This is a genomic window from Emticicia oligotrophica DSM 17448, from assembly GCF_000263195.1.
Classification (GTDB): domain Bacteria; phylum Bacteroidota; class Bacteroidia; order Cytophagales; family Spirosomataceae; genus Emticicia; species Emticicia oligotrophica.
In genome coordinates this window covers 1,141,333-1,155,117 of record NC_018748.1, presented here as the reverse complement: position 1 = coordinate 1,155,117, position 13,785 = coordinate 1,141,333, and the positions used below count along the sequence as shown (strand labels likewise).

Sequence of the window (13,785 nt, the reverse complement as noted above, 5' to 3'; positions counted from 1 at the left end):
CCTAAGTTTCTTGATTAGTACAAACATAAAGGTCAAATGAAACTTAGCCAGTTTTAAAGGTAAATAATGGAAGTAAGAGAACGTATATTGAAAGCTGCTGAAGAGCTTTTTCTAAAGTTTGGAATTCGCAGTGTAACGATGGACGAGATTGCTTCTGAACTCGGAATTTCGAAGAAGACAATCTATATGCACTTTGCCGATAAAGATAGCATTGTAGAAGAAGTGGCAGTTGTGAGAATGACTTGTGAACAAGAAATGAGCGAAGTGATTCACAAAGAATCTGAGAACCCGATTCATGAGGTTGTTCGTGAAATAGAAATGCTCAAAGCAAATATTGCCAACTTTAATCCTGTGATTATCTATGATTTAAAAAAGTATTACCCCAAAGTTTGGGCACTTTTTCAAGAGCATAAAAAAACAATCTATTTAGATATAATCAAGGAAAACTTAAAGGAGGGAATTAAACAAGGGCTTTATCGTCCAGAAGTTAATGTCGAGATTTTAGCGAGGTTACGCATGGAAGAAATTGATTTTGCCTTTGAACAAAGTGTTTTTCCAAAAGATAAATTCAATCAATACGATATTCACAAAACCTTTATCGACCATTTTCTTAGAGGAATTATTACACTTAAAGGGCTTGAAGTTTATGAAAAATACATTAGCACAACTCAATTATAAATACATAATATTTTTTAAATAATTATCAATCTCCAAAATAAGTCTTACTATTAAAAACAAATACAGAATTATGAAAATAAAACACTTAAAGAGGGCATTGAGCTTGCTTTTCTTGATTCTGGTGGTTACGAATGCTTATAGTCAGCAGTCGTTTACGCTCAAGGAAGCAGTACAATATGCTTTAAAAAACCACATCAATGTAAAAAATGCTGAGCTGGAAATTTATTCAGCCGAAAATACCATTAAGCAAGTCAAAGCGGCTGGTATGCCACAAATCAATGGACAATTTCAATATACTTCAAACGTAATTGTACCTACTCAGTTGGTTGCAGCAAAAAACTTTAATCCACAGGCTGCAGAAGGTGAAGTAGTGAAATTTAAGTTTGGTGTGCCATGGGGTGGTCAGGCTGGAATTGGACTGAATCAATTAATATTTGATGCCACGTGGTTAGTTGGTTTAAAAGCCGCACCTGTTTACAGAGAACTGGCACAACGCACGGTTGCAACTTCAAAGGTGGGCGTTGTTGAAAACGTAATGAAGGCTTATTATTCGGTTTTAGTGGCAGAAGAAAGAAGCAAGTTGTTGGGGCTTAACATCAGTCGATTAGACACGATGTTACGTGAGCTGAAAATTATGAATGAAAAAGGTTTTGTAGAAAAATTAGATGTAGACCGCTTACAGGTTCAACGTAATAATTTAGTTACTGAAACCCAAAAAGTTGAAAATTTGATTCAATTAAGTTATGCACTCTTGAAGTTTCAGATGGGAATGAAACAGCAAGAATCACTTACTTTGAAAGACAAACTTTCTGAAACAGACATCAATCAGCTTCAATTGCCAGAATATCAAGGAGTAGATTACGCTAACAGAGTTGAATATGCCACTTTAATGACTCAGAAAAAACTTACAACGCTTGATATTGAGCGTATTCAGAAAGGGGCATTACCAAAAGTATTCTTTAGCGGTTCACTTGGAGCAGGGCACAGTAACCCGCGTTTCAACCCATTTGAGCGTTGGTTTGGCTCATCGGCTCTAACACTTGGTGTACAGATTCCGATTTACGACAGTGGACTTCGTAAGCTTCAGATTCAACAACAAAACATCAACCTTACAAGAATTGACCAAAGTGCATTGTTTTTACGTGAATCATTTGAATTACAAGCAACACAAGGAATTATTAGTTTAAAAAATGGTTTAGAAACACTAAAAACTCAAAAAGCTAACCTCGATTTAGCTCAAGAAGTAGTAAGGGTTTCGAAGATTAAATATCAAGCTGGTGCTGGTACAAATATTGAAGTAGTAAATGCAGAATCTTCTTTAAAAGAAGCTCAAACAAATTACTTCGCTGCACTCTATGATTTATTAATTGCTAAAGTAGATTTAGATAAAGCAATGGGTAAACTATTGGCAGAATAAGCCCAACGCCAGCCTTCCGATATTGGGAGATTATAAGGTTAAAGAGATTAATCAATTACAATTATTCATTGAATCATTATATGAAAAATACATTATATATTCTATCAACAGTTGTTATTTTAGCCGCTTGCTCAAAAGGTGGTGGAGATAAAGTTGCAGAAAAAAGAGCAGAATTAGCTAAACTTGAAGCAGAAGAAAAGAAAATTTCTGAGAGCATCAAGCAATTAAAAAGCGAGTTGAATATACTTGCACCAGCAAAAGAAGTAGAGAAAGTAATTGCCGTAACGGTTTCGCCAATTACTACGCAAACTTTCAATCACTTTGTTGAAATTCAAGGCCGCATTGATGCTAAGAATAATATCTTTGTTTCGCCACAAATGGGTGGAGCCATTACAAACTTGTATGTAAAGGAAGGTGATTTCGTAAAACAAGGACAAGTAATTGCTACTATTGATAATTCAGTTTTGAAGCAATCTATTCAAGAAATTGATGTACAATTAGGTACAGCAAAAGTTTTCTACGAAAAACAAAAAGCTCTTTGGGATCAAAAAATCGGTACAGAAGTTCAATACATTCAGGCAAAAGCAAATGTTGATGCTCTTGAAAAACGTTTGGCTACGCTACAAACACAAACAGCCATGACAAAGGTAATCGCACCATTGAGTGGTTTTGTTGATGAAGTACGTATGAAAGCTGGCGAAATGGCCGCTCCGGGTTTAGGAATAGTTCGTATTGTTAATTCAGATAACCTAAAAGTAGTTGCACAAGTAGCAGATACCTACGCAAGTACTATCAAACAAGGCGATGTGGTAAATATCAAATTCCCAGATTTAGGAAAAGAAACTTCTGCAAGATTGACCTTTGTGAGCCAAACAGTAAATCAAGCTTCTCGTACGTTTACTGTAGAGGCAACGATTCCAAAAATTGCTCCACAATTAAAGCCAAATATGTTGGCCGTTTTGAATATCAACGACCAAGCTAAAGGAAATTCAATCATCATTAATCGTAATATTATCCAACAAACTGAATTAGGTGATATCGTGTACGTAGCGGTAACTGAAGGTGCGAAAAAAGTAGCACGCAGCCGTAAGGTTACGACGGGTCTTACTTATAATGGTGATATCGAAATAATTTCTGGTTTACAAGCTGGTGATATGCTTATTACGCAAGGTTACCAAGATTTAGTAGATGGTCAGGCGGTTAATTACTAAAAGACTCAACAAAAGCCCTCTCAAATAAAAGAGGGCCAAAAAAAATATTTAAACTTTTTCTCACAAAAAGACCTTTAACAAGTCCTCCTTTTAAATTCCTTTTCTTCAAGAATTTGGATTTAAGCGAGGCATTTGGATTATGGAAAAAGAAAATTTACAAGACCAAGATTTGCCTCACGGAAGTGGGTCAATATATAACCTCGTTCGTTGGTTAGGAAACAACCAAACGACGGTATATATCTTTACGATAATGATTTTCTTGGCAGGTTTAGGTATTTACTTCAACCTACCAAAAGAGCAGTTTCCTGATATTAAAGTGCCACAAATTTATGTGCAAACCATTTATTTTGGTACTACACCAGCTGATATCGAAAACGTAATTAATAAGCCAATTGAAAAACAGCTAAAAACAATTACGGGTGTAAAACGCATTAAATCAAATGCTTTACAAGACGTATCAGTAATTTTGATTGAATTTAATCCTGATGTAAAAGTAGAAGTCGCACTTCAACGTGTGCGTGATGCAGTTGATAAATCGAAGCGTGATTTACCACAAAAACTCGATAGTGGTCCAACGGCTCAAGATGTGAACTTTTCGGAGTTTCCGATTATGAACATCAACCTAGTTGGTAATTTTTCGCTCGAAAAACTGAAAGATTATGCTGAAGAGCTTCAAGATGAAATTGAATCATATCCAGAAATTACGAAGGTTGACATTGTCGGTACTTTAAAGCGTGAAATTCAAATTAACCTTGATTTGTACAAAATGCAATCGACTGGTTTGACTTTCTATGACGTACAAAGTGCCGTGCAGGGTGAAAATATCAATATTTCGGGTGGTGAATTGAATGTCGATAATGTTCGCCGAACCATTCGTGTGAAAGGTGAATTCAAGACAGTTGACCAGATTCAAAATATTCAAGTACGTACTTCTACAGGTGCAACTGTTCGTTTGGGCGATGTAGCTGATGTAAGAGATAGCCATGAAGAACAACAAGATTTTGCTCGTTTAGATGGTAAATCAGTTGTAACACTTAACGTTGTTAAGCGTGCAGGTGCTAACGTAATTGCGGTGTCGGAGCGTATTGAAAAGTTGTTAGAAAAGTACCGTGAAGACCGTTTCCCTCCAGGATTACAAGCAAAAATTACGGCTGATACTTCGGAGCGTGTAAAAAGCGAAATCAACGACCTAGTAAATACGGTTGTTTTGGGCTTTATTTTCGTAGTAATTGTATTGATGTTCTTTATGGGTGTTCGTGACGCCATCTTTGTTGGACTTTCAGTACCGCTCTCTGCTTTGATTGCCTTTATTCCGCTTTGGTTCTCAGGGTTTTCACTGAATACCATTGTATTGTTTGCGTTTTTGTTAGGTTTGGGTATTGTGGTTGACGATGCCATAGTGGTAATCGAAAATGCTCACCGTTTATTCAATAAATTCAAGAATCTAACAATTAAGGAAGCAGTTGCGTTAGCAGCCTCAGAAGTATTTTTGCCAGTATTATCGGGTACACTTACAACCATTGCTCCTTTCTTCCCGCTTTTGTTCTGGCCAGGTATTGTGGGTGAATTCATGAAATTTTTACCTATTACCTTGATTTATACCTTATTAGCTTCTTTGATTGTAGCTTATGTGATGAATCCAGTTTTTGCTATTTCATTCATGAAACGCCATGAAGAAGAAGACCACGCTGATACCAGTTTCCGTGCCATTCAACGTCCACTGATTATAATGGCAATTATTGCTGTTCCGGGTTATTTGATGAATGTTGGTATCGGAAATTTCATTGTGTTAATTGCTCTTCTTTATGCCTTTAATCACTTTGTATTAACACCAAAGGTTATTCTTCCATTCCAGAATGGAGCATTACCACGCTTCAAACAGGCTTATCGTAACCTCATTTCTTGGGTAATTATAGGCTACCGACCAGTATTTGCCGTATTAAGTATGTTTGGTTTATTGATTATGACATTCGTGTTATTGGGAATAGTGAAGCCAAAAGTAATCTTCTTCCCAAGCGGAGAACCAGATTATATTTATGTTTATAATGTAATGCCGGTAGGAACGGATGCTCGTGTAACTGACTCAGTGACGAAAGTAATTGAAACCAAAGTGTTTGGTGTAATCAAACGCAATAAAGCAGAGGGAGCTATTAACTCAGTGATTTCGAATGTAGGTAAAAATGCAGGTGACCCATTCAATCCAGACCGCTCTGCTACGCCTCAGAAATCGAAAGTAACCGTAGCTTTCGTGAAGAAAGAGTTACGTGGAGATATTTCTTCTGCCAAACTTTTAGAAGAAATGCGTAAGGAGATTCAAGGAATTCCGGGTAGTGAAATTTCAGTACAAAGAGAAAACAACGGCCCTCCAACGGGTAAACCAATTTCGGTAGAGATTGCTGGAGATGATTTCAATAAACTCATAAGTATTGAAAAAGAAGTACGCAAACGTATTACTGCCGCTGGTATTCAAGGTATCGAAGAATTGAAGTCAGATTTGATTACTAATAAGCCAGAAATTATTGTTGATGTAGATAAAGTTAAAGCCCAAAGAGAAGGTATCAGTACTTCGCAGATTGCCTTGGCGATTCGTACAGCCTTGTTTGGTGCAGAAATCTCGAAATTTAGAGATGATAAAGAAGAATACCCAATTCAGTTGCGTTTGAAAGCGGATGACCGTAATCAAGTTGAAAAACTTTTGAGTATGAATATCACTTACCGCGATATGAACATGGGTGGAATGTTGCGTCAGGTTCCGCTTAATTCGGTAGCAAATATTAGTTATTCGACTACATTTAGCCAGATTAATCGCAAGAATCAACAACGTATTATTACTTTAGGCTCAGAAGTATTGAATGGTTATAATGCCAACGAAATTGTGGCCGAGATTCAAAGTAAAGTAATCAACGAGATGGAAGTTCCGAGTGGATACACAGTAAAAATGGGTGGTGAGCAAGAAGAGCAGATGGAATCAATGATGTTTTTGTTAGGAGCGTTAGGAGCGGCAGTTTTATTGATTTATTTGATTCTTGCAACGCAGTTCAACTCGGTAGTAAAACCATTTATCATTTTCGTAACAATTCTATTATCATTCATTGGGGTATTCTTAGGATTCATGGCTTTTGGCATGACATTCTCCGTAATTATGTCGGGTGTAGGTATTATTGCATTGGCAGGTATTGTGGTGAAAAACGGTATTTTGCTTATTGAGTTTACCGATGAATTACGTAGTAGGGGCTACGCTTTGAAAGATGCTATCGTGGAAGCAGGAGGCGTACGCCTAACCCCAGTGTTACTTACAGCTTCTGCTGCCATTTTGGGTCTCGTTCCTTTGGCTTTAGGTATAAGTATGGATTTCGTAACGATGTTTACGCACCTTGACCCACACGTGGTAATTGGCGGAGATAGTGCTGTTTTCTGGGGAATCTTGGCTTGGACAATCATTTTTGGACTTAGTTTCTCGACAGTACTTACATTAGTGATTGTACCTTGTTTGTACTACATCAATGAGCGTGTGCGAGATAAATGGTTTCGAAAAAAACAAGTTGAGGCATAAGCTCAATTCTTAAATAAACAAAATCCTCAAGCTTTTCTTAGGTTTGGGGATTTTTTCGTTTTTTCTGAGCAGAAAATCGACTAATAAAATTTTGAGCAAAAGTGGTATAAATTTGAATAATTATTGAAAATACGTTAAAGTTTTCAAAGAACTATAAAATTTTAGCAAAAATTAATTAAAAATTAAGATATTGATTATCAGTGATTTAGATATTAGATTTGCAATTCATAATTCGTAATTCTTAAATTCATTTTGTACTTTTCTCATTTCAAACTACTTTTACGTAAAATTCAAAAAATACGAAAATAATGAGCGTTCTTGTAAATAAAAACTCTAAGGTAATCGTACAAGGTTTTACTGGCTCGGAAGGTACTTTTCATGCGAGTCAGATGATTGAATACGGCACAAATGTCGTTGGTGGTGTAACACCAGGAAAAGGTGGACAATTGCACCTTGACCGCCCTGTTTTCAATACTGTTGAGCAAGCAGTTGCTGATACAGGAGCCGATGTCTCAATTATTTTCGTGCCGCCAGCATTTGCAGCTGATGCCATCATGGAAGCAGCTGATGCAGGTATCAAAGTAATCGTTTGTATTACTGAAGGTATTCCAACAAAAGATATGGTTACTGCAAAGTCATATCTTCAAGGTAAAAACGCACGTTTGATTGGCCCTAACTGCCCAGGTGTTATTACGGCAGAAGAATGTAAAGTAGGTATCATGCCAGGCTTTATCTTCAAAAAAGGGACAATCGGTGTTGTATCAAAATCAGGTACTTTAACATACGAAGCCGTTGACCAGTTATCTAAAGTAGGTCTTGGCCAAACAACTGCTATCGGTATCGGTGGTGACCCGATTATCGGAACAACTACTAAAGAGGCGGTTGAACTTTTGATGAACGACCCAGAAACAGAGGGTATCGTAATGATTGGTGAAATTGGTGGTGGAATGGAAGCCGAAGCAGCTCGTTGGATTAAAGAAAACGGTACAAAACCAGTAGTTGGTTTTATCGCTGGTCAAACAGCTCCAAAAGGTCGTCGTATGGGTCATGCAGGAGCAATCATTGGCGGTGCTGATGATACGGCTGCTGCTAAGATGAAAATCATGGCAGAATGTGGAATCCACGTGGTAGCATCTCCAGCAGAAATCGGTGTTACGATGTTGAAAGCACTCGGAAAAGCATAAATCTGAAGGGAAATAGCAGATACTAAGAAGCCGCTAAAACAAGCTAAAATCTTTGAATTCTGATACCTACAAATAAAAACAAAAGGTCAGACTCACCAAGTCTGACCTTTTTTGTTTAATTTTGCGAAAAATTTTAAAAACAGGCCTTTGAAAAAGCTACTTTACATACTTTTGCTATTTGTTGCATCTAATACCTTTGCTACAACGGTTGGGCCTAATGACCAATACTTTTTGGTGCATGATTTTCATGATGATTGGCAAGTGTATAACGACCGCATGAAGGCATACATCCCTTATATTTCTGAGCAACACATCGGATATCCTTCACATACTGTATTTTGCGATATTCAAAATAATAGAGGCTATAATCTTTTAGTATATTCTCAAAAGGATGATAATTTCTTGTTTATCAATGGTTCGTTGCGTCAGAAAATTCCAGTTGGTAAATGGATTGTTTTGAGCGTAGATAGTCTTTATAGAGTATATGAGCAACCTACCATTTACGTAACCCTCTATGGCTCGAATAATATAGAAGATAAAAAGCTTTTATTAGGATATAAACGTTCGCTTAATCAAAAGCCTATTGTTTTAGCCGAATCGGGTATTACAGCCAAGCCTCGTACGCCAGCTCCCTACCGTAATTATATCATTCTTACATCAGTTTTTATTTTAATTGTATTTTCCTATTTATCAAATTCCTATATCAGAGCTTTTCAAAGGTATTTTAACCCCAAAGACCTTTTCAATACATTAGTTCGTGAGCAATCCTTTTTAATAAATAAACCACTTAACCGAACGAATGTATTATTTATCATACTTCTGAGTTTGATTATAGGTTTATTCTATATGCTCTTACAAAGTAAAGGGGTACAGGTATTTGGTGCGAGAGCTATTTTGCAAGAAGGTGATACCCTCGGAATTTTACTTTCAAATTATTTACGTATTTGCTTGATTGTATTTGTAGGTTTAGTTGTTAAATACTTTTTCATTGGCTTAATCGGGCAACTTTTTAATCTTGAAAAAGTTGTTGATTTGCATTATTTCAAGATTATCCAAGCATCAAGTTTATTCTATTCATCGTTGGTTATAGTTCTATTAGTGCTCTTTATGAACTATCTCCCACACAATTTCGACTGGCAAGTATATCTTTTCCCACCAGTAGTAGCATTTTATGTAATCAGATTTTTTATTCTATATTTTACCATAATTCGTAGTATTCCTATACAAAGTCTATATTTAATTTCTTACCTTTGTATCGTAGAAATATTGCCCGTTATTCTTGGCATTAGGTTTGCCACGTGATGCTCTCTTTTTTGAAGCATCATTAAAGATAAAAACCAAATAAAATTTTGTACTTGAAAACCCGCAATTTGGATGAGTGCAGTAACAGAGAAAATAGCTCAAGACCGTCTCCGTAAAGTGGAGAGTATATTGGTTACCCAACCGAGACCAACAGATGACAAGTCTCCGTATTTTGAGTTAGCCAAAAAGTTTAATTTAAAAGTGGATTTTCGCTCTTTCATAGAAATAAGAGGCCTAGACCACCGTGATTTTCGTCGACAAAAGATTGATATTTTAGCACACACTGCTGTAATTTTTACTAGTAGAAATGCTGTCGATAATTTCTTCCGTATTGCCAAAGAATTGCGTATCGAGATACCAATTGATATGAAGTATTTTTGTATTTCTGAACAAACGGCCAATTATCTACAAAAATACATTGTTATTAGAAAACGTAAAATATTTGTAGGTCAGAAAACAGCCGCTGATTTAGAGGCTCTAATTTTGAAGCATAAAAGCGAAAAGTTTTTATTCCCTTGCTCAAATATTCGTAGCAATGATATCCCAAATTTGATGAATCGTAATGATTTGCACTTAACTGAAGCAGTTATGTACGAAACAGTGCCTTCAGATTTATCAGATTTAACAGAGGTATTCTACGATATCATTTGTTTCTATAGCCCTTCGGGAATTACATCGTTGAATCATAACTTCCCAGACTGGAAGCAAAACAATACGCGTTTAGCAGCTTTTGGTCCAACAACAGCCAAGGCTATTCGTGAAGCTGGTTTTATTCTTGATATTGAAGCTCCATTGCCAAATGCTCCTTCAATGACAGGAGCTCTAGAACTTTACATAAAAAAAGCAAACAACATTTAATAAAAATAAGTTAATAGGCTAAACCACAAGTTTAGCCTATTTTTTTTCGTTATGGTATTATGAATTCAAATTATTAATTAAATTGCCAATAGAATAGAAAACATCAGTCAATCCTAAAGGCTTTACCGAATAAACTACTTCGTAGTTCGTCTATTGATTATTGTTTTCTGTAAACGACTATTTAGCCCATATATGAGAAAAATTTATTATATTATTTTGTTAGTAGTGTCGTTTGGAGCCAATGCTCAACAAGACGCTCAGTTTACGCATTATATATATAATCAGTTGTTTTTAAATCCTGCAACTGCTGGCTCTGAAAATGTTACTCGTTTTCAGGCAATTTATCGTACTCAGTATTTGGGTTATCAAAGTACCTTCGATGATGGTGGAGCCCCTGTCTCTCAAGTAATATCGGCAAATGTACCTTTAAAGATGATTAAAAGTGGGGTAGGACTTACTTTTGTTAATGACAAAATTGGAGCAAGTACCCAACGTGATTTTAAGCTATCTTATGCCTATCAAATGCCAATCGGGGGAAGCCAGCTAGGTATTGGTGTAAGTGGTGGTTTCTTTAATAGAGGAATTGATTATAGCCGTTTGCGTGCTCGCGATGAAGGTGACCCACTTTTAGCCACTGGTAGAGTAAGCCAATCAGCAGTTGATTTAGGAGCGGGTCTTTATCTAAACAATCCATCTTACACACTCGGGCTTTCAATGAATCATATCAACGAACCTAAGTTTGGATTGGGCACTGCTGCCAATAATACTTTGAAACGTAGTGCGTATCTAACAGGAAGTGTATTAATAGGAGTATCTTATACAGTTGATGTAAGCCCAATGTTTATCATTAAGTCTGATTTGAATAGCTTTTCGGCAGAGGCGGGTGCAATTGCTACATATGATGGCCGTTATTGGTTAGGAGCGAGTTATCGAACTGGCGATGCTGGGTCGGCATTGATAGGGGCAAATCTCATGGATGGGAGTTTACGAGTAGGTTATGCTATTGATGTAATTGTTGGTGGAAAAAATGCTAAGAGTGCTACCTCTCATGAGTTACTTTTAAGCTATTCTTTAGCTGCATTAAGGGCAGGTAAGAAATCAATTGTTCGTACGCCTAGATATCGCTATTAATGGTATTAGTTTAGAATACTTTGTGTAAAGTTGTTTTACTATGATTTACACTCATAAAGAGTAAAATTGCTATCAGCTTTATTCATTATTAATAGCATAAAAGTTTCAAGCACTTTTGTAAAAGTAAAGGAAATACCTAAGAATAGGTATTGAGAAAATTTTAAATATCTTTTTTGGCTTAATAATTGCTTAATGAGTTGATAGTTGTCGGAAAAACTTATTTTTTTTCATAACTTTGTAGGCTAATGCAATATTGATTTGAATAGTCACGTTTCTATATTGTCGAAATTATCAGTACCAAAAAATAGATAAATAACTTGTTTTCAGCTATGAACAAGAAAATGTTAAAGACCTTTTTGAAAAGTCTATTAGTGATTGCTCCAATCATTATTATGCAAGGATGTGGTTCGTCAGGAAAAAAGCCAAGTCTCTCAAGTCTCTTCGGTAAAAATGCTAAAAATGGCAAAACTGGGGGAAAAGATAATGGAATGGATGGTATCCGTGATGGAGAAATTATGGCAACTTCTCGTAAAGGCTATAAACAAACAGCTCCCAATGGAATGGTTTTGATTCCTTCGGGTTCATTAATGATGGGGCAAGCTGATGAAGATGTGATGTCATCAAGAATTTCAATGAATAAACGTGTTACGATTGTTCCATTTTACATGGATGATACTGAAATCACCAATCATGAATACCGTCAATTCGTTAATTCAATGATGACTGACTCAGTTTCAGTTTTAGGCGAAGAGTTTATCATGTCAACACTTTATCCTGATACTGCGGTGTGGAGTAAAGATTTTACTTATCATAATGGCGACCAAATGACAGAGTATTACTACTCATCACCGGCATTTGATACTTATCCAGTTGTAGGGGTTAGTTGGGATGCAGCAGTTTACTTCTGTAAGTGGCGTACAAAGCTCCTTAATGATAATCGTGCACAGAAAAACCTATTCAAATCTCCTAGATTTAGATTGCCTTCAGAAGCAGAGTGGGAGTGGGCGGCACGAGGTGGAAAAGAAGGTGCAAAGTATCCTTGGGGTAATCCTTACGTTGCCAATGGAAAAGGATGTTTCCTAGCAAACTTTAAACCATATAGAGGTAATTACCGAGCAGATGGGTATCCATATACAGCTCCCTCAAATGCTTTCAATCCTAATGACTATGGTCTATTTAACATGGCAGGAAACGTAGCAGAATGGTGTCAGGATGCTTATGCGGAGTCATATATGCCTGTAACTTGGGATTTAAACCCAGTTTATAATGACGAGAATGAACCTCGAAAAATTATCAAAGGTGGTTCTTGGAAAGACGTAGCTTATTTCCTTGAGACTGGTACTCGAACTTATGAATTTCGAAATGAACGCCGCTCTTATATAGGTTTTCGTTGTGTAATGGACCGTCTGGGCAGTGTTCCAGGCAGAGAATAATAATAAAGAGAATTGCGAAGGGACAACTTGAGGTATTCGTTCTAATAAAGAATACATCACTTGTACCTTCGCATTTCTTTGTTAATTGAAATAATATTCAAACGTAAAAATAAATTCCCCTTTAAATTAAAGCTTAATTCTTAACTTTTTAAACACATGGCAGCAAATAACAACGGTACAAGTTTATTTTGGGACAAAGTTATTCCGTTTTTTTATGGAGCAGGAGCATCAGTAGTAATCTTAGGTGCATTAGGTAAAATTATGCACTATGACTGGGCCAATTTTATGCTTCCAATTGGTTTGGGTACTGAGGCCGCTATCTTCTTAATTTATGCATTCCAGTCGTTTTTACGCCCAAGTACAGAATATCAGTGGGAAAAAGTTTATCCAGAATTAGCTGAAGATTTTCAAGGCGAACTTCCAAAAAGAAGTGCAGCATCATCACAAGGAGCGGGTTTAACTGCAAAAATGGATGATATGTTGGCAAATGCCAAAATTACTCCTGATGTTTTTGATGGTTTGAAAACTGGTATTCAAAGCTTAACAAGCCAAGTTGCTAAGATGTCAGACCTAACTGATGCTACAGTTGCTACAAGCGATTATGCTAAAAATATCAAGACTGCTTCAGGTCAAGTAACAGCTATGAATGCAGCTTATGGAACAGCAGTTACAGCAATGAATAGCATGGCAGATGCAACCAAAGATGCTCAAGAGTATCGCTCACAATTTAGTAAAATCACTCAAAATATGGGTGCTTTGAATGCAGTTTATGAACTGGAATTACAAGATACTAATAAGCACTTGAAAGCAATGAATGCTTTCTACGGAAACCTTTCTACGGCTATGCAAGATATGTCTGAAGCATCGAAAGAGGCTCAACAGTTCAAAAATGAAATGGCTAAATTGACTAATAACCTTACTTCATTAAACAACGTTTACGGAAGTATGTTGTCGGCCATGAAAGGTAATTAATTAAGTTATGAATTATGAATTATGAGTTATTTTTTCAAGATACCCA

General features: G+C 36.4%; 10 protein-coding genes. All 10 read left to right on the top strand.

Annotated elements, in window-relative coordinates; all coding sequences use genetic code 11:
• The first annotated feature begins 66 nt into the window (after positions 1 to 66).
• The 10 genes from EMTOL_RS04845 (at position 67) to porL (ending at position 13,739) form a co-directional block, all read left to right on the top strand.
• Positions 67 to 678: a TetR/AcrR family transcriptional regulator gene (locus EMTOL_RS04845; RefSeq protein WP_015028157.1), complete on the top strand. Its 612-nt coding sequence runs from the start codon at positions 67 to 69 to the stop codon at positions 676 to 678.
• Between the two features lie 70 nt (positions 679 to 748).
• The gene (locus EMTOL_RS04840) at positions 749 to 2,095 is read left to right on the top strand and encodes a TolC family protein (protein ID WP_082892969.1); all 1,347 of its coding nucleotides are present in this window, start codon (positions 749 to 751) and stop codon (positions 2,093 to 2,095) included.
• 80 nt (positions 2,096 to 2,175) lie between these two features.
• Complete coding sequence (locus EMTOL_RS04835) at positions 2,176 to 3,306, top strand: efflux RND transporter periplasmic adaptor subunit (protein WP_015028155.1); 1,131 nt, start codon at positions 2,176 to 2,178, stop codon at positions 3,304 to 3,306.
• A 139-nt stretch (positions 3,307 to 3,445) separates the two neighbouring features.
• Positions 3,446 to 6,859, top strand: coding sequence for an efflux RND transporter permease subunit (locus EMTOL_RS04830; protein ID WP_015028154.1), 3,414 nt, complete (start codon positions 3,446 to 3,448; stop codon positions 6,857 to 6,859).
• Positions 6,860 to 7,167: 308 nt separating this feature from the next.
• The gene (gene sucD / locus EMTOL_RS04825) at positions 7,168 to 8,043 is read left to right on the top strand and encodes a succinate--CoA ligase subunit alpha (RefSeq protein ID WP_015028153.1); all 876 of its coding nucleotides are present in this window, start codon (positions 7,168 to 7,170) and stop codon (positions 8,041 to 8,043) included.
• A 147-nt stretch (positions 8,044 to 8,190) separates the two neighbouring features.
• Positions 8,191 to 9,345, top strand: coding sequence for a DUF4271 domain-containing protein (locus EMTOL_RS04820; RefSeq protein ID WP_015028152.1), 1,155 nt, complete (start codon positions 8,191 to 8,193; stop codon positions 9,343 to 9,345).
• A 72-nt stretch (positions 9,346 to 9,417) separates the two neighbouring features.
• Entirely contained in the window at positions 9,418 to 10,203 is a 786-nt protein-coding gene (locus EMTOL_RS04815; RefSeq protein WP_015028151.1) for a uroporphyrinogen-III synthase, read from the top strand.
• A 192-nt stretch (positions 10,204 to 10,395) separates the two neighbouring features.
• Complete coding sequence (locus tag EMTOL_RS04810) at positions 10,396 to 11,334, top strand: PorP/SprF family type IX secretion system membrane protein (RefSeq protein WP_015028150.1); 939 nt, start codon at positions 10,396 to 10,398, stop codon at positions 11,332 to 11,334.
• Positions 11,335 to 11,663: 329 nt separating this feature from the next.
• A complete protein-coding gene (porK, locus tag EMTOL_RS04805; RefSeq protein ID WP_015028149.1) occupies positions 11,664 to 12,767 on the top strand; it encodes a T9SS ring complex lipoprotein PorK/GldK in 1,104 nt (367 codons plus the stop codon).
• Positions 12,768 to 12,923: 156 nt separating this feature from the next.
• Complete coding sequence (porL, locus tag EMTOL_RS04800) at positions 12,924 to 13,739, top strand: type IX secretion system motor protein PorL/GldL (RefSeq protein ID WP_015028148.1); 816 nt, start codon at positions 12,924 to 12,926, stop codon at positions 13,737 to 13,739.
• Positions 13,740 to 13,785 lie beyond the last annotated feature (46 nt).

Bases quoted from the DNA above. Each gene is read 5' to 3' on its own strand.
- EMTOL_RS04845 (WP_015028157.1), top strand. From the start codon at position 67: ATGGAAGTAAGAGAACGTATATTGAAAGCTGCTGAAGAGCTTTTTCTA.
- EMTOL_RS04840 (WP_082892969.1), top strand. From the start codon at position 749: ATGAAAATAAAACACTTAAAGAGGGCATTGAGCTTGCTTTTCTTGATT.
- EMTOL_RS04835 (WP_015028155.1), top strand. From the start codon at position 2,176: ATGAAAAATACATTATATATTCTATCAACAGTTGTTATTTTAGCCGCT.
- EMTOL_RS04830 (WP_015028154.1), top strand. From the start codon at position 3,446: ATGGAAAAAGAAAATTTACAAGACCAAGATTTGCCTCACGGAAGTGGG.
- sucD (WP_015028153.1), top strand. From the start codon at position 7,168: ATGAGCGTTCTTGTAAATAAAAACTCTAAGGTAATCGTACAAGGTTTT.
- EMTOL_RS04815 (WP_015028151.1), top strand. From the start codon at position 9,418: ATGAGTGCAGTAACAGAGAAAATAGCTCAAGACCGTCTCCGTAAAGTG.
- EMTOL_RS04810 (WP_015028150.1), top strand. From the start codon at position 10,396: ATGAGAAAAATTTATTATATTATTTTGTTAGTAGTGTCGTTTGGAGCC.
- porK (WP_015028149.1), top strand. From the start codon at position 11,664: ATGAACAAGAAAATGTTAAAGACCTTTTTGAAAAGTCTATTAGTGATT.
- porL (WP_015028148.1), top strand. From the start codon at position 12,924: ATGGCAGCAAATAACAACGGTACAAGTTTATTTTGGGACAAAGTTATT.